Genomic DNA, 15,327 nt, shown 5'->3' with positions numbered 1-15,327 from the left:
GTTGGTTGGAAACCCACCGCAAAGGAGAGCCCCGACCGGGGCATCTCCCCGGCTGGGGGTTGACAAATCACCTCTTGGTAGTATCATTGTGATACTACAGGAGGCACTATGAAATCACTCGTCGTTCGCTTCTCCGACAAAACTTCTACCTTCGAGACCACGCATCAACGCCTGAAGGACATTGCCGAGTTTCTCGGTGTGTCTCAGAACAAGGCGGTTGCCTACGCGATCAACCAGGCTTGGCAGCGTCTTGCCGGAGAGGAAGACATGCTCGAAGAGCTCGAATTCAAGCGGCACGGGGTCAAGGTCGGCGGTATTACCTACCTCAACCACGATCCTGCTTTCATCGAGCGCGTGAAGGAGCGGATCGCCAAGGGTGTTCCGCTTCCTCACGAAGACGACGACGAGCTGGAAAGCAACCTGCTGTTCCAGTTTCTGACCGAAGAACAACAGGCCGCTGTCCGGTCTGCCTCGTCGCCAGACGCGAAGCGTCACCTCAAGGCAAAGTTCCTCAAAGAGAACGAGGAACTTGCGCCTGAGGAATGGGGCTCGCGGGCAGCCATTGCCGGGCATTCGGCTGGCTAAAGCCGCAGCAAGGAGGCTGCCTGGGCTGCCTCCTTGCACTCCCAGAGCTTCTTCTTGGGAAGATTCCGGATATTCCCGAAAACCTTCCGGATTTGACCTGGGAGGCAGCTATCCCGTTTTCCGAAGTCGATGCGACTCGGCTTGACGAGCCCGATCGCAGCGGCCTCTTTTTCGTTGAGGCCGACTTCGGTGGGGTAGCCCCCGTCGTGGCAGACATGCTGGCTTGATATGTACACCAGCACCACTGCCACTGGTGTAACCTGCCATACCAGGCAGGGGCGAAGCTTTTTCTGCTCCGTCTCGGAGAAACGAAACGGGGCAAGAACGATATCTCCTTCCATGATCGTCTCCAAACCGGATACCGTCCGGCATCGGTCGTGGAGAGACGCGCATCCCCTGCGGGGAAACATGTTCCCCACGGGGTTTCGGAATGGCAGCCGGTCGCCCGTCTGCTGCCTAGATGCTGTTTCTTTTGAGTCCCCAGCTAGGACCATCCACCCACCGGAATATCCCGGCAGGAAGAAACTTGGCTGTTCTCAGCACACCGTCCGATGTGCTGGGAAAAGCCCCGCCTTGCGGCGGGGGGCGCTAACGCGCCTCCGTCAGTTTCCTGATGGTAATCAGAGGGCTCACCCTTGTCCGGCATGCTGCCGGCTTGGGTGTTGGCGCTTTTTTGATGCTTTCTGGCTGAACCACCAATCGCGGCGCAGTCCAGAGATTTATCGGCGGCAACTGGAGATCAGGCCACGTTATCATGGCGACCCCCTTTCCATACCGCCTCAGCGATCCGCCTAGCCTCATTGGCAAAACGCCCGTGGAACTCCACCCGCTCGCCTAATGCGAGCAAGCGGCCAACCACGGCCACATGCTGCCTAACACCGGGGTCATGCTTCCAGCGGTCGCGCATGTATTGACGATAGTCGCCTTGCCAATCCTTTGGTGGAGCGAACGCCGTATTCGCACCTGGATCGGTGTTGATCACCCGAAAGTTGATGAGACCGTACATGGCATCATCTCCTTCACGCCACACGGCGCATGACGCGTTCATCGATGGACATCAAGGTCGGAAACCCAGCCTTTCCGTCCCGATTGAGGATGTCCAACCAGTCCAGAGATTTCTGGCCTGGCGGAATCTCCCCTGCCGGAACGATGGCCGATGCCTTGATCCCCATCTCCCAGAGACGCTGGACGAGCAGCTTTGCAGCTTCCTGTCCATGTCCTTTCGGGTGTTGTTGGGTCGGCCGGTCCTTGTCCGCGAATACGATGACCCGGCTCACTCCGGCCGGAGGAACGAAGTTTTCCAGCATGAGCGCGTTGACCGCGCACCACACAGGAAGACCAGTCCCCTCCATGACCGCCAGGGCCGTTTCCAGCCCTTCGGCCACCGCAAGGACAGGCCCAGCATCGACCAGCCGGATAGACCCTCCGATAAGCTTCCGATCCTTTGGGTAGCTCATCAGTTTTTTAGGGGATTCCACCGGAGCCTTTTGCCCGTCCTTGGTCAGGTATGTCCGATGAATCGTTACCGGATTACCTTGGATGCCGGACACCATGGCGATGATGGCCGGGTACCCCCCAACCTTCTTGTCCCCGTCGTGGTATGCCAGCTCCGGATGGAACCGGAGAGCCTCGGGCGGTGGGATCGATATTCCGCGCCGGGCCAGATACAGCCTGGCCGGTTCGGCGTCCCGATCCGAGATCGGGACCGACTCGTTCCAGACGCGGTTGAGAGCTTGGCGGAGCTTTTCGTTTGCCGCAACATCGTCCTCTTCGCCATTCAGGGGCTCGGGCTTCGCCGCTTTGCCCGCGGGTCTCCCTGTGCTAACCCCCGCACGCAAGTAGTCCGCCACCGCCCTGAGCGCGGTCGGGAAGTCCCAACCATTCGCCCACATCAGGGTGGCGAACCCGTCTGCAAACACCCCGCAGGTGTTGCAGACACCCCCTCCGGTTTCATCTACATCCTTGAAAACGCGGTATCCGTCCTTGCCTCCGTGCACTGGGCACGGAACGTGGCGGCCTACGCGGTCAAGCGCAGGTTGCAACTGCGGCGCAAGGCCTGCGAGGATTTTTCCCCACCGTCCTCGTGCCATTGGTCTTACTTCTTCGGCTTTCATACGGTTCTCCTCTGAAAAGCCCCAGTCGGGGCATCCCGAAGAACCCCCCAGAAGGAGGCACTTGGAGATGCCCCGGTCTGGGGTATTGAAGCAAACCAGCCGAAGAGCTTCCCCAAACCGGGGAGAAGCTCCCCGGCTGGGGTTGGTCTGGGTCAGGGGATGTAAGCCCCAGACCCTGAGTTGAACGCCTCCTCCAGCGCCCGCTGCAAGCGATTGCTGGATTCGCGTTCGCGCCTTAACAGATCAAGGAGGTAGTTCATGCCTTCCTCCATGTCGGCCACGTACTGATGGATGAGCGCGGCGTCCTCTGCTGTCGCTAGACCGCTCTCAATTCTTGAGAGCGCCGCCTCGAAATCTGCTCGGCATGGAGGGAGTTCATTGCTCATGATTTCCTCCAACCGGGGTACAGTGGTACTCAAGGCACATTGTCAGCAGACCATCGTATCGTGCGACAAATTCTTCTTCGCCGCACGAGAGCACTGACAGCCCGGAGTCCGCCTGCCAGGCTTTCGCCTTGGCAGCGCCGTCGGGATCGTCATACTCCAGACCAGACCAATCGTTGTTGACCAAGGCCGAGGCCCACGACGCGGGCAGGACAACGGTTACGATTTCCATTGCCCACCTCCATCAGAACGGCCCATCGTCATAGCTCGGCTTGGATTTCCCCTTCTGCGTCTGCTTGGACGCATCTGGCGCTTCCTTGACCTTGCCGCCACCACTCGGGAGCATTTTCATGCTCTCGGCGACGATCTCCGTGGTGTAGCGATTTTCGCCATCCTTCTCCCATGAACGGGTCTGGAGGTGGCCCTCGACATACACCAGGGAGCCTTTCTTCAGGTGTTCGCCGACGATTTCAGCGAGTTTCCCGAAGAACACGACGTTGTGCCACTCCGTCTTTTCGTGCTTCTCGCCGTTCTTCTTCCAGGTTTCGCTGGTGGCGATTCGCACGCGGGTGACGGCTTCTTGTTCTTGGGTATAACGAACCTCTGGGTCCGCGCCCAGAAAACCGATCAGTTGTACTTTGTTCAGCATGGTGATTCTCCTTTCAGAATAAGAAAAAGGCGGTCGCACCATGCCCCCTGGCGGGAGACATGGCGTTTCCCGCCTGGGTTTCGGAATGGCAGCCGGTCGCCCGTCTGCCGCTTCAATGCTGTTTGTTTCAGAAGGCCAGCTACCTTCATGTCTCTTTGGCATAGCCAGAGAGAACAATTCCGCTTTCCGAAACGCACCTGACGATGCATTTGGGGAAGCCCCGCGCCGAAGCGCGGGGGAATGGTTAGTCAAGCACTGCTGCCAGACGTTCGGACCGAGACAGGTGCTTGATGTCCTCGATCATTTGAGCGTCATCACAGCCCGCCTTCTGGAGAATTTTCTCTCCAGCCGCCACGATCCCATCTAACGAAGGAACCGTAGCGGTTTTGATGCGGCGACCGATCAGAACATCGAGTTTCAGGCGTTTCGCGCCCGTCTCGCTGTTTTTTTCGACGGTCACGGCTGCCGTCTGATTGGGTCCGGCAACACGCAGCCCGGTTGAGTACCACGGATAAGCCATGACGCCCTCCTTAGATCAGGCTACCGAGATCGGCCTTGATGCGACGATACTCGCGCATCATGGCTTCAAGATCAGCACCTTCGAAATCAGGCTCAAGACGAATGTAGAGTTCGTCGAGAGCTTCCTTTGAAGTTGCCTTCTCCATCGCCTGCACCGCCGCCGCAAGTTTGGCGTTCGGCTTGGTGGCCTTGCCTTCTTCGCCCACCGGCTTGGCTTGGGCCTTCGCCTCGGGCTTGGCTTCTTCCTTTGGTGCGGCTTCCAGTGCTCCCCCCGTTTCTTCGTCGACGACCTCTTCGAATACTGGCGCGTAAGCGCCGTCGATCGCCTCCTTGATGTCGAGGTTCTGCGGCCTCCCAAGTTCAGAAGCAGTGTCAAGCGCCAGAGCCGTCGCAAGTTCCGGCGACTTGGGCAGGAACTTGCAGAGGCGACGGATCGCCGTTTTCAGTCCCATGGCGGTGAAGTCGGAATCCCAGACAGATTCCTTCTTGTACCGCTTGGCTGCCTGGTAGCCTTTACTGTTGTCACGGATCTTCTCGACTTCCTTGCGGCTCATCGCCACGAAGGTACGAGAACCATCCTTGAACACAGCAACAGCATAAAACCCGACAACCTCACCCCGCTCCTCATCGGAAGCAGGGAAGCCGCCGGGCCCTGTGAGCGGCTCGTGCTCCAAACTGCGCTCCATCCCGAGTTTGAGCGTGAACTTGTCGTTCACACGCACCTCGTGGGCGTAGATGTCCTGCACGAGGCCGCTCTGGCGAGCGAGCTTCATCAACCCAGTGTAACCGGGGATGAGTTGGCACTGATCTCCGAAGGGGACCAAGTGCGCCTCACCCATCAGCCCGACCTCCAGACCGAGTTGTGAGGCCTGGATGACGGCTGCGAACACACTACGCGGATCGCATTCGCCGAGCTTGGGTGTCATGCGAAATGCGGTGAGCGCGATCCGCGCCATCCGGTCGGGGTTGATATGCTTGGGCAGCGCCCTAGCAATCTCTCCCTTGAACCGTTCAAGCATTGCCGGGAAGCCTTGCGTCTGGGCTTCAGCCGGGGTGGTGCGGTTGAGGTTCTTGAGAGTTTGAAGTGCCATGGTGTTCTCCTTTTGAAAAGAAAAGGCGGTCGCACCATGGCTCCCTGGCGGGAGACGCATGGGCTCCCGCCCGGTTGAATTGGCCTGCTAGCGGTCTAGCAGGCCGACTTGACGGCTTCCTCTTTCGCTTCGCGCAGTTTCTCGAAACGATCGATTCGGCCTGACTGCTTATGAACCGCTTTCCTTGCCATTACGCTCGAACTTCACCATCAGGATTCCTCCTTGATGGTGACCCCCAAGCGCGCCGCAAGGATTTCCGCCCGCAGCTTCTCATCTGCCGAGCGCGCGGCGACCATGCCGGTCATGAGACCGGAGAAGGAGATGACAGATTCGCCGCCGTGAGCGGTGTACTTGGTCATCTTGATTCCTTGTCCGCGATCAAACTCAAGCGGAGCGTCGCCGTCCCACTCGATGTTCAGGCCGAACATCATCCACACACGTCGTTTCAAGCCATGCGCGGAATGGCAGACGACAAGCGTTTCCCACCTGCCACCCTCCGGGTCGTAGCCCATCATGGCGACTGCGGGACGGCCAGCGAAGCCATCGTCTGCGTGATCCATCGCAAACTCCACGGCACTGCGATGGTCTGGCATCGGACGGAAGTAGATGCCTTCCGGCCCCACGAGCGACGCGGTCTCGACCCACTGAACACCCGGAGTCAACATGAACTTTGTGTAGATCATGGTTCAGCCCTCCATGTCGAAGTTCGACGCCCAGCGCGGCAGGTTGATCGTTTCGACCTCCCCGTTGGGCTGGTAGGCCGGCCAGCGGTCGTTCTCGCGGCACCAGCGGAGTAGCTGGAGCGCTGCACGATATTTCGCGCGCCCGATCTCGATTACCTCATCGCTCGCCTTGTATGCCGCGACTGCATAGGGCGCTTCCTTCTCGACGGCGATGAAGTAAAAGGTGACCGTCCTACCGGTCAGGGCTTTTAGCCCGTCCTGGTAGAACGCCGCTTGGACGTCATATCCAAGCGTCGCGATAGCGCGAGCAAAACCATCGGCGCTTGCGTCGCAGCAGGTCTTTACGTCTACGATGCCGGTGACGGTCTCCCCTGCCATGGCCAAAAAATCCGGCCGGCATTTGCATTCGATGCCGGTCTCGTGGTCACTCCAGAAGCCGGACATCTCGGCCATGCCGTTTGCCAGCAGACTGGCCGCCCCAGCGTGATTTCTCACGCTAGCCACCATCTGCTGGATGGTCTCCATCTGTTCAGCGGTCAGCGGGGTTTTCCCCGCGTTTTCCGCCACCCAGGCCTCGGCTGCCGCCCTTCCCTCCTTGGTGCGCCGGTCAAGCTTCGGCGCCAGCACGAAGGATTGGCTAAACCGCTCTGGTTCCAGCAGCGCTGCGTGGAATGCTGTCCCGAGAACCATGGCTAGGGTCGGCTCTGGCGGATTGCTCATATACTCCTGGTAATGAGCGGGAGAGCGGATGATGCGCGCCAACCCAGAGTGTCCCACGGCTGGGTGAGCATGATACTGGTCTGCCGGCATAGACAGCAGACCGACGTTTTCGATCTTCATGGTGCCTCCTTTCGCCGGAGGCGCTCGTCCCCCTTGCCGGGGTTTGAGCGCCCCGGCATGGGGTTGAGAAACGCTGCACCAGTTGCCCAGCGCAGCACCTTGATGCTGATTGTTTTGAGCGGCCAGCTACCGCCATGTGCTCTTGGTTACCCAGGAGCGACAATCGTTGCTTTCCAGGGCGCACTCATGAAGCGCGCTCTGGAAAGCCCCGCTACTTGAGCGGGGCGCGTGATCAAGCCGCACGTTTTGCAATACCCGACATTTTCAATGCTTCTTGCAGCATCTTCCTGGTTTCGGGAGACAGGCAGCCAGATTTCAGGCGTTGATGCAGTTCACAAGCCATTGAAAACGGGATCGCCTTGTACATGCGCTCAATGACATGATTTGTCATGCGCTCCCCTCCTTTGTTACCGCAGCCCCATCGCTCGAACGATTGGGCGGCTTATCACAAAGCCAGAAAACGCGCACATCATGAGAATAACTGTCATTGGCTACTCCTTTCTGGGTTGACTAAACCCCGCAAGAGTTGCCAGGCTTGATACGCGCCCGTGGCAACCCCGCAGGCCGGAAGTCTCTCCATGGAAAGACCTCTGGCCTGCGGGGAATCCCACAGGCGGTTTGAGCGTTACCGGAGTCCCAGCGCCCGAACGATCGGACGGCTGATGACCAGGCCGGAAAGAACGCAGATAAGAAAAATCACAACTTCCATTTATGCCTCCTGGGTTGATGAATCCCACGGAGGCACCATGCCCCTGGGGGCAAAAGCGCCCCCGAGGGGTTGTTGAAGTCGTCGGGCTATTTGATCAACCCTGCCACTCGCGCCAGAAACTCCAGAGCGTTCTGGTTGACGAAGATGACCGCGAAGATCGTCGCCATGAACAGAAGCGAAAACTTCTTGTCCAGCCTTTCGAATCTTGCTTCCACCCTGCCTTCCAGCTCCTTCATGGAGCCTTCCAGCTTCGCCAGGTCTTCCCTGAGCAAGCCTTCCAGCTTCGCCAAGTCTTCCTTCGTCGTCAACTCGTCGCGCAGTTCGACGCGAAGTTCTTCCTTGACTTCCAGCTTGCGCTGAGCGGCGATTTCCCGGCTACGCTCCTCGATCAGCGCCAGCGACGCCTCGATGCTCCTGGCCACCGCCATCGCATCGTCGCGCCCCAGCCGCCTTTCCAGAAGATCGTAGATTTCGAGCGGGATGTGCATGAGCGCCATTTTACCGCCTCAACCGACGATCTCAAATTTGCCGGCCGGGCTCCTTCCCTCACGCCGAGCCTTATTGATCGCCTTGTCAGCGACTTCCTTGGCCATCAGGTCACCGCCCGCCACAGCTCGGTACTCCGCAGCTTTCGCCGTGAGCGCCTTCGCTTCGTCGATCAGGCGGGTTTTTTCCCGCCCAGTCGCCTCGACGGCGGCCAGCGCCAGACGCTTGGCGTGAACCAGGCAGGCCTTCGCCTTCTGCTCAGCCTCGCGATCTATTTCGGCCATCGGGTCGGTGTGCCGGAGGTCGATTTCCTGCTGAACGGGCTCCCGTTCGGCAGCATCTTCCTCCTTGGCCGACAGGCGAACCTCGAACGCCTTCAAGCGCCCCATCAGATCGACGATCTTCGCGTCTCTCTGACGAAGCTGCTCAGAAAGTTTCGAGATTTCCTCGGCCGCCCGCTCCTTCTGGAGCTTGATCTCCTCCAGCAGACGGGCAATCTGCTCGTCACGCTGCTTGAGACCATCATCTGGCTTCTTGAGAAGGAAGGCGGCTTTGTCGATGAGCCAGCCAACAGAACCGGCCATGGCGAGGATCAGCATGAGTTTTTCCATCATTTTGGTCTCCTGAGGTTGGGTTGATGAAACGAAACCACGGAGACACCATGCCCCACGGGGACACGAATGCCCCCATGGGGTTGAGAAGGGGTTGAGAAATCGTCTGCTGGATAAACGAACGCCCCGGACCGTGGCCGAGGCGTCGTTCCCCAATCTATTCGGCAGACCCCCACTGGGTGAGGGGCTGTCAACCCTCCGAATCTCCTCGGAGCGCCTGCCTGATTCCGCTTACAGTGTAACACCGCAAGCCGGATCGGGGAATGGAGCGGACGGGACTTGAACCCGCAACCAACAGGTTGACAGCCTGCTGCTCTCCCATTGAGCTACCGCCCCAGCGGACGAACGATACCCGCCTCGATGCGCTCGTCAGGCGCACAGGTATCCTTCGCTGGCGACCTTCCAAGTCGCCCGCCGCTTTGTCTGATTTCCTTTCACGCAGGTTCACGGGGCGCGCTGCCTCGACCCGTCGCAAACGCGACGGGGAGGTCTTACGATCTCGCGCCCAAGCCTATGCCAGCAATACCCCGTGGCAAGGGTTGGGCGAGATGCGCCCCTGATGGACCGCCGCTCGACCGCGGCGACCAGCTGATACCGGCCGCTTGGTGGTGGCCGGACTGTTGAGTGCTGTTTCTTTTGAGTCCCCAGCTAGGACTTTCGATCATCCGAAGGCGTGACGCACATCGAATGGTGATCCCAATTCTATCGACCGGATTGGTAATGTCAAGCACCAACACGATGCTAAACGGTGCATTTTGGTGCGCTTTTCGCGCTCGTTTTGTGTTTCATGTTTCGTAGCATGGCCTCCTGCCCATCGTTTCGGGAGGTATTCATGGCAACTGCATCGCGAGACAACACCAAGAGCCACCCCTACTTCACCCAGAAGGTCAAGCTCCACTCGTTCCATGCACAGCAGGTATTCGATCGAGGCTTCGAGCTGTGCGCGAATGCGATCTTCTCCCTCTCGGTGGTGCTGAGAATCATCGGCACAGACGAACAGGCCCGCGAAGTCGAGGGTGTCGTTGATGAGCGCCTGAACAAGCTGTTCGAGGACATCCGGAGCGAGGCCGCCCGCCTCGAAAAACTGGCTGAAGCGAACGGTATCGAGTTCAAGGGCATTGATTACTCTCATCCCAAGGAAGTCGAGGCCAAGATCACCTCTCCTCGTGCCGTGCGCTACGTTGGCCTCATTCGGGAATTCGATGGCCTCGTCGCCAAGCTGGACACCCTGTGGCTGTCTGGCGTCATTCCTGATGGCAACTACTCCCGTAGCATCTACGAATGGAAGCGTCGGCTTCTCCGATTGGCCGGCACCATTCGATCCATCGCCAGCCGAGCTGTGATCGCGGCCAGGAAGAAGGAAGCCCGTGGCGCCGATAAAGCCGTGGTCGAAGCCGGAGACAAGGCCCAGCCGGCCGCCGCTTCCGACCACGATAACCCTCCGGTTGTCGAGCCCTCGTCCATCGCCACCACAGCATAGCCGATTGGAGCTCAACCCCTTCCAGGAACGCGCAGTAGCCGCAACCGGCCACTGCACCATCCTCGCCTGCCCGGGTTCCGGCAAGACACGTGTTCTTTCGGAACGCGCCGCCAGGTTGCTGGCAAACCACCACAAAGGCCGCCTGTGCGCGGTTACCTTTACCCGCGATGCGGCCGAGGAGCTGAGATCGAGAATCCTCGCCTCCTGCGGTCAGGCGCATGCGCGGCGTCTGGCCGTTGGCACATTCCACTCCCTTGCGCTCGCGCAGCTAAAACGAGCCAGCCGAAAAAAGCCGCTACGCCTGCTCTCCGAAGGAGAGCGCCTGGCGGTCCTGCGGAGATGCTGGGAGCAGCATGCGCCCGAGCTCTCGTTCGATGAGGTGGTGCGGGCCGTCGATGCCGCCAAGGCGCGCCTCACGCCACCGCTGTTTTCCGCCCCGCCTCTCGAAGCCTTGTTCCACGCCTACCAGGATCTCATGGAATCCGAGGGCGCAATGGACTTCTCTGACTTGCTTTTGGCCTCCGTCCGCAAAATGGCTAACGGCGAGATGACTCCGCTGCCCATCCGCTGGCTGCTGGTGGACGAGGCGCAGGACATGGATGAAGTGCAGATGGAGTGGATCCTCCTCCACGGCCGGGCGGGGGTCGAGGTAACCCTGGTCGGGGACGACGACCAAAGCCTGTACGCCTTCAGGCACGCGCTGGGATACGCAGGGTTGAGGGAAATCACGTTTGCGCTGTCTGCGACCGAGACCACACTCCCCGTGAACTACCGCTGTGCGCCCAACATCCTGGCTCACGCGGCCAAGCTGATCGCCCACAACAAAGACCGGGCGGTCAAGAAAATCACCGCTCACAGGGATGATCTTGGCGAAGTTCGCGTCGTTCGCGCGCCCTCACGATGGGACGAGGTTGATTTGATCGCCGAGGCGATCAAGAAGAGCGGCGAGGATCAGGAATGGGCTGTCCTTGGGCGCACCAATTCTCTCCTCGATGCCGCAGAGGCGGCGCTATCCGACGCTGGATTGCCGTACACCAGGTCGGGAGGGAAGAGTGTCTGGGAACACTCCATTGGGAGCGTCTTTCTCGGGTTGCTGCGAACGACATTGGACGACTCGTGGACCGGGGTCGCGAATGCCCTATCGTTTTGCGGAATTCATCCCGAATGGGTCAATGGCTACTCCAGGCGCACTTCAGGTGGATGCGCCGCTCGGCTCGACATGGCCATTGACCATACCCAGGAGGACGACAGCACGCGAAAGATCCTCATTCGCTTGCGGATGGGGCTCGCGGGATGGGTCAAACAGGCAGCGAAAGGAAGGCCGTCTCTGGTCGTACACGGCGTTGCTGGTTTTCTGGCGGATTACTGCAAGCCAAACCAGTTAAACCTCTTGAGAAGGTTAGAAGCGTCCATCGCCAAGATGCCAGGCTCGCTTGCGCAGCGGCTCTCCATCTTAGGCCGGCCCAATGCGAATCGCCAGAAACCCGCCGTGCAAATCATGACTCTCCATGCCTCCAAGGGGCTCGAATTCGACAATGTGTGGGTCATGGGCTGCGAGGACGGAAATTTGCCGCATACCGACTCGACCGAGGAAGACGAGCGGCGTCTGCTATACGTCGGCATGACCCGCGCCAGACATCGTCTCATCCTCAGCAGCGCCATCGAGGAAGGTCTTGAATCGCGCTTCCTGGAGGAGGCCGGGTTGGCTTGAAATGATTCAAAAGTGTGCGCTTTTGCCCCACCAAAACACTGGATGGGTGGTTTAGATTTTCTAGCAAGAACCAGCATGTAACGGAGACACTATGCGGACCATTCAAGAAGATGAACTCAAAATCCCTGGGCGGGTGCTCATTAACCGCAAGCAGCTTCGAAAGATCGTTCCGTTATCGGATCGAACGATTTACGACATGGAAAAGCGCGGAGACTTTCCGCGGCGATTCACCCTCACTCCGCGATCAGTGGCATGGGACTTGAGGGAGGTCGAAGCATGGATAGAGGCGAGGAAGGCGGCGGCACAACGGCCCAAAGCGCCGGGTCGCCCTTTACCCAGCGGTCGATCATGTCAGCCCAGTCCTGAAGCATGACGCGACGCTGCTCGGCATATTCAGCCTTGTTATAAATCGCTCTTACTCCCTTTTGCTCATGGGCGAGGCACTTCTCGATCCAATCAGTGTTGTAGCCGGCCTCGTGAAGCAGGGTCGAGGCCGTCCGCCGCAAGTCGTGGACACAGAACTTTCCTAACGGCTTCCCATCTTCCTGCGCCGCCTTCCACGCAAGAGTCGTCACTTGATTCAGCGTGGCCTTGCTCATGGGAATGTCAGGATCGTAGCGTGACGGCAAGACGTAACGTGACCCGCCTGCGCACGTCTTGAGGGCAACGAAAATATCCAATGCCTGGCGGGACAGGTACACCACGTGTGGACGCTTTCTCTTCATCCGTTCCGCTGGAATGGTCCAGGTCGCCAAAGTAAAGTTGACTTCGTCCCACGTCGCTTCGGTCAATTCCGACTTCCTGACCATCGTCAACAGCAGCAACTTGACCGCCAATCGGATGGTCGGCGCGGTCGATACGCGCTCCAAGTATTGATAGAGCAGCCAGATCTCTTGTGGAGACAGTGCTCGGTCTTTTGGTTCGAAGCGTGCAATGGATGTGGGCCGCACGAGTTCTGCGGGGTTTTCATAACGATGCCCGCGATCCAGCGCGTACCGATACACCATGTGGACAACTTCACGCGCATGAACGGCTGTTGCCGGCGCACCTCGCGCCACGATTTTGTCGCATAGTTCCCGAAGATCTTCGTGGCTGATCTCCGTCATCTTGAGTCGGCCAAATGGTTCCTTCAGGTCACGCTCATAGACCGACCGGCGCATGTCTCTGGTGGACTCAGCCATCGGGTAATGCTTGAGCCACAGCTCAGCCCACGTGCCGAACGTTTCGGCGTCTCTGAGCTTCCGCATCTCCCTGGACTTCTGGCGGGCCGGCGACTTGCCTTCGCTGACCAGCTTTTTTGCGGCCAGGAGTCTTTCTCGCGCTTCGGCCAACGTGATGCCATCGGTTCCATAACGGCCGAGCACCAGCGTTTCCTGACGACCATTGAGCCGGTAGTTGTAGCGGAATGAGATCGTCCCCGTGGGTGTGACGACCACATACAGACCATCACGGTCGGCGACCTTGTATGGTTTCTCCCTGGGTTTGAGGTTGCGAAGCTTGGTGTCGGACAGCATCTCGATACCATCACAGAACAAACGCTGAATTCAAGCGTTTTTTCTTTGTTTATCAACAGGTTAGTAGATTTCGATACCATCACAAGCCCTGCGCATGGTTGATGGTATCTGATGAACCCGATGGTATCAGATCGCGAGATGCCAGCAAATATACCAGCAAAAATTGACTGCTTACCCCCGCTTGATGCTGCTAGACATTGCCAGAAGAATTTTAGATTTTTGCTTGTTTTTCAATTATCTACAGCGACTTTGTTGCTTGTTCTCGCCTGTAGCTGCCAGACCCCTGCTCACTCCCACTCGATCGTGCCGGGCGGTTTGCCCGTGACGTCGTAGACCACGCGGTTGATGCCGCGCACTTCGTTGATGATGCGGTTGGATACCTTGGCGAGCAGGGTATAGGGAAGTTCCGCCCAATGGGCGGTCATGAAATCCTGCGTCTGCACCGCACGCAGCGCGACGACGTAATCGTAGGTGCGCCCATCGCCCATCACACCCACCGATTTTACGGGCAGGAAGACGGCGAATGCCTGGGAGGTTTTCTCGTACCAGCCGCTGGCGCGCAGTTCCTCGATGAAGATGGCATCGGCGCGCCGCAGCAGGTCGGCGTATTCGCGCCTGACCTCGCCCAAAATGCGCACCCCCAGTCCCGGTCCCGGGAAGGGATGGCGGTAGACCATGTCGTGCGGCAGGCCCAGCGCCAGGCCCAGCTCGCGCACCTCGTCCTTGAACAGTTCCCGCAGGGGTTCCAGCAGCTTGAGATGCAGCGTCTCCGGCAGGCCGCCCACGTTGTGATGGCTCTTGATGGTGTGGGCCTTCTTGGTCTTGGCGCTCGCCGACTCGATCACGTCCGGATAGATGGTGCCCTGGGCCAGCCACTTCGCATTGGGCAGCTTGGCCGCTTCCTCCTGGAACACGTGGACGAATTCCCGGCCGATGATCTTGCGTTTCTCCTCCGGGTCGGTGATTCCCTTGAGCGCGGACATGAAGCGTTCCGAGGCGTCCACGTGGATCACCTTGACACCGAGATTGCGCGCGAAGGTCTGCATCACCTGCTCCGCCTCGTTGAGGCGCAGCAGACCGTTGTCCACAAAAACACAGGTGAGCTGATCGCCGATGGCCCGGTGCAGGAGCGCCGCAACCACCGAGGAATCCACTCCGCCGGACAGACCCAGAATCACCTCCTCGCCGCCCACCTCGGAACGGATGCGCCCGATGGCTTCCTCCACATAGTCCGGCATGTTCCAGTCGAAGCCGCAGCCGCAAATGTCATGCACGAAGCGGGCAATGATGGCTTTTCCCTGCAGGGTGTGGGTCACCTCGGGATGGAACTGCAGGCCGTAGAAGCGCCGGGTTTCGTCGGCCATGCCGGCGATCGGCGTGGCGGCGTTCTCGCAGATCACCTTGAAGCCCGGGGGCAGCTCGGTGACCTTGTCGCCGTGGCTCATCCACACGTCGAGCCAGCACTTGCCGTCCGGGTCGCAGCGGTCCTGGATGTCGCGCAGCAGGGCGGAATGGCCGCGCATGCGCACTTCGGCGTAGCCGAACTCGCGATGGCTGGCATTCTCAACCTTGCCGCCCAGCTGGGCCGCCATGGTCTGCATGCCATAGCAGATGCCCAGCACGGGCACGCCAAGCCGGAACACCACATCCGGGGCGCGCGGTGTCTCCGCCTCGTAAACCGAAGCCGGACCGCCCGAGAGAATGATGCCCTTGGGGTTGAAGTCGCGAATGAACTGCTCGGAGACGTCGTAGGGATGCAGCTCGCAATAGACTTCGCTTTCCCGCACCCGGCGCGCGATGAGCTGGGTGTACTGGGAACCGAAGTCGAGGATCAGGATTTTGTCATGCGTCATGGATCAATGTTTCCGGCCACGGGGATACGCGGGGGCCCGAGGCCCCCACGGGAAGGATCACTCTGCGCCGCCGTGCAGGCACGGCGGATGGAACAGGAA

At 59.5% G+C, this 15,327-nt stretch carries 18 protein-coding genes, 1 tRNA gene and 1 pseudogene; 4 read left to right on the top strand and 16 right to left on the bottom strand.

All coding sequences use genetic code 11. The features are described 5' to 3' along the window. Positions 1 to 108: 108 nt before the first annotated feature. On the top strand, positions 109 to 585 hold the full coding sequence (locus ACZ42P_RS00575) for a hypothetical protein (protein WP_464898168.1): 477 nt from the start codon (positions 109 to 111) through the stop codon (positions 583 to 585). Here ACZ42P_RS00575 and ACZ42P_RS00570 read toward each other — a convergent pair. From ACZ42P_RS00570 to ACZ42P_RS00505, 14 genes are all read right to left on the bottom strand, one after another. Beyond that, positions 582 to 926 carry a type II toxin-antitoxin system PemK/MazF family toxin gene (locus tag ACZ42P_RS00570; protein WP_464898167.1) on the bottom strand — a complete coding sequence of 115 codons (345 nt, stop codon included), beginning with the start codon at positions 924 to 926 and terminating at the stop codon, positions 582 to 584. The two genes, ACZ42P_RS00575 and ACZ42P_RS00570, sit on opposite strands and share 4 nt — an antisense overlap. Before the next feature lie 398 nt (positions 927 to 1,324). After that, entirely contained in the window at positions 1,325 to 1,591 is a 267-nt protein-coding gene (locus ACZ42P_RS00565) for a hypothetical protein (RefSeq protein ID WP_464898166.1), read from the bottom strand. A 13-nt stretch (positions 1,592 to 1,604) separates the two neighbouring features. Beyond that, positions 1,605 to 2,699, bottom strand: a complete 1,095-nt coding sequence (locus ACZ42P_RS00560; protein WP_464898165.1) for a DUF7146 domain-containing protein — start codon at positions 2,697 to 2,699, stop codon at positions 1,605 to 1,607. Positions 2,700 to 2,851: 152 nt separating this feature from the next. Next, a complete protein-coding gene (locus ACZ42P_RS00555) occupies positions 2,852 to 3,085 on the bottom strand; it encodes a hypothetical protein (RefSeq protein WP_464898164.1) in 234 nt (77 codons plus the stop codon). Then, positions 3,075 to 3,314: a hypothetical protein gene (locus tag ACZ42P_RS00550; protein ID WP_464898163.1), complete on the bottom strand. Its 240-nt coding sequence runs from the start codon at positions 3,312 to 3,314 to the stop codon at positions 3,075 to 3,077. The genes ACZ42P_RS00555 and ACZ42P_RS00550 overlap by 11 nt, the downstream gene beginning before the upstream one ends. 12 nt (positions 3,315 to 3,326) lie before the next feature. After that, on the bottom strand, positions 3,327 to 3,731 hold the full coding sequence (locus ACZ42P_RS00545) for a single-stranded DNA-binding protein (protein WP_464898162.1): 405 nt from the start codon (positions 3,729 to 3,731) through the stop codon (positions 3,327 to 3,329). Positions 3,732 to 3,975: 244 nt separating this feature from the next. After that, entirely contained in the window at positions 3,976 to 4,251 is a 276-nt protein-coding gene (locus tag ACZ42P_RS00540) for a hypothetical protein (protein ID WP_464898161.1), read from the bottom strand. 10 nt (positions 4,252 to 4,261) lie between these two features. After that, positions 4,262 to 5,341, bottom strand: coding sequence for a recombinase RecT (locus tag ACZ42P_RS00535; RefSeq protein WP_464898160.1), 1,080 nt, complete (start codon positions 5,339 to 5,341; stop codon positions 4,262 to 4,264). 209 nt (positions 5,342 to 5,550) lie between these two features. After that, the gene (locus ACZ42P_RS00530) at positions 5,551 to 6,024 is read right to left on the bottom strand and encodes a hypothetical protein (RefSeq protein ID WP_464898159.1); all 474 of its coding nucleotides are present in this window, start codon (positions 6,022 to 6,024) and stop codon (positions 5,551 to 5,553) included. A 3-nt stretch (positions 6,025 to 6,027) separates the two neighbouring features. Further along, the gene (locus ACZ42P_RS00525; protein WP_464898158.1) at positions 6,028 to 6,864 is read right to left on the bottom strand and encodes a PD-(D/E)XK nuclease-like domain-containing protein; all 837 of its coding nucleotides are present in this window, start codon (positions 6,862 to 6,864) and stop codon (positions 6,028 to 6,030) included. Positions 6,865 to 7,096: 232 nt separating this feature from the next. Next, positions 7,097 to 7,255 carry a hypothetical protein gene (locus ACZ42P_RS00520; protein WP_464898157.1) on the bottom strand — a complete coding sequence of 53 codons (159 nt, stop codon included), beginning with the start codon at positions 7,253 to 7,255 and terminating at the stop codon, positions 7,097 to 7,099. 404 nt (positions 7,256 to 7,659) lie between these two features. Continuing rightward, positions 7,660 to 8,070, bottom strand: coding sequence for a hypothetical protein (locus ACZ42P_RS00515; protein WP_464898156.1), 411 nt, complete (start codon positions 8,068 to 8,070; stop codon positions 7,660 to 7,662). Positions 8,071 to 8,079: 9 nt separating this feature from the next. Continuing rightward, positions 8,080 to 8,673, bottom strand: coding sequence for a hypothetical protein (locus ACZ42P_RS00510; protein ID WP_464898155.1), 594 nt, complete (start codon positions 8,671 to 8,673; stop codon positions 8,080 to 8,082). Between the two features lie 261 nt (positions 8,674 to 8,934). Beyond that, positions 8,935 to 9,006 (bottom strand) — tRNA-Asp (locus tag ACZ42P_RS00505). 496 nt (positions 9,007 to 9,502) lie between these two features. On the opposite strand from ACZ42P_RS00505, the gene ACZ42P_RS00500 reads away from it, so the two are divergent. The 3 genes and pseudogenes from ACZ42P_RS00500 to ACZ42P_RS00490 all read left to right on the top strand — a co-directional run. Next, the gene (locus ACZ42P_RS00500) at positions 9,503 to 10,150 is read left to right on the top strand and encodes a hypothetical protein (protein WP_464898154.1); all 648 of its coding nucleotides are present in this window, start codon (positions 9,503 to 9,505) and stop codon (positions 10,148 to 10,150) included. A gap of 4 nt (positions 10,151 to 10,154) precedes the next feature. After that, positions 10,155 to 11,861, top strand: a complete 1,707-nt coding sequence (locus tag ACZ42P_RS00495; RefSeq protein WP_464898153.1) for an ATP-dependent helicase — start codon at positions 10,155 to 10,157, stop codon at positions 11,859 to 11,861. A gap of 91 nt (positions 11,862 to 11,952) precedes the next feature. Next, positions 11,953 to 12,084 (top strand): annotated as a pseudogene (locus ACZ42P_RS00490) (helix-turn-helix transcriptional regulator); the annotation flags it as partial. A 10-nt stretch (positions 12,085 to 12,094) separates the two neighbouring features. On the opposite strand, the gene ACZ42P_RS00485 reads toward ACZ42P_RS00490, so the two are convergent. Together ACZ42P_RS00485 and guaA are read right to left on the bottom strand one after the other, a co-directional pair. Next, positions 12,095 to 13,375: a tyrosine-type recombinase/integrase gene (locus ACZ42P_RS00485; protein ID WP_464898152.1), complete on the bottom strand. Its 1,281-nt coding sequence runs from the start codon at positions 13,373 to 13,375 to the stop codon at positions 12,095 to 12,097. A gap of 287 nt (positions 13,376 to 13,662) precedes the next feature. Then, complete coding sequence (guaA, locus tag ACZ42P_RS00480) at positions 13,663 to 15,228, bottom strand: glutamine-hydrolyzing GMP synthase (RefSeq protein ID WP_464898151.1); 1,566 nt, start codon at positions 15,226 to 15,228, stop codon at positions 13,663 to 13,665. Between the last annotated feature and the right edge of the window lie 99 nt (positions 15,229 to 15,327).

This window comes from Thiobacter subterraneus (genome assembly GCF_055379455.1).
This window is presented reverse-complemented; position numbering and strand designations above follow the sequence as displayed.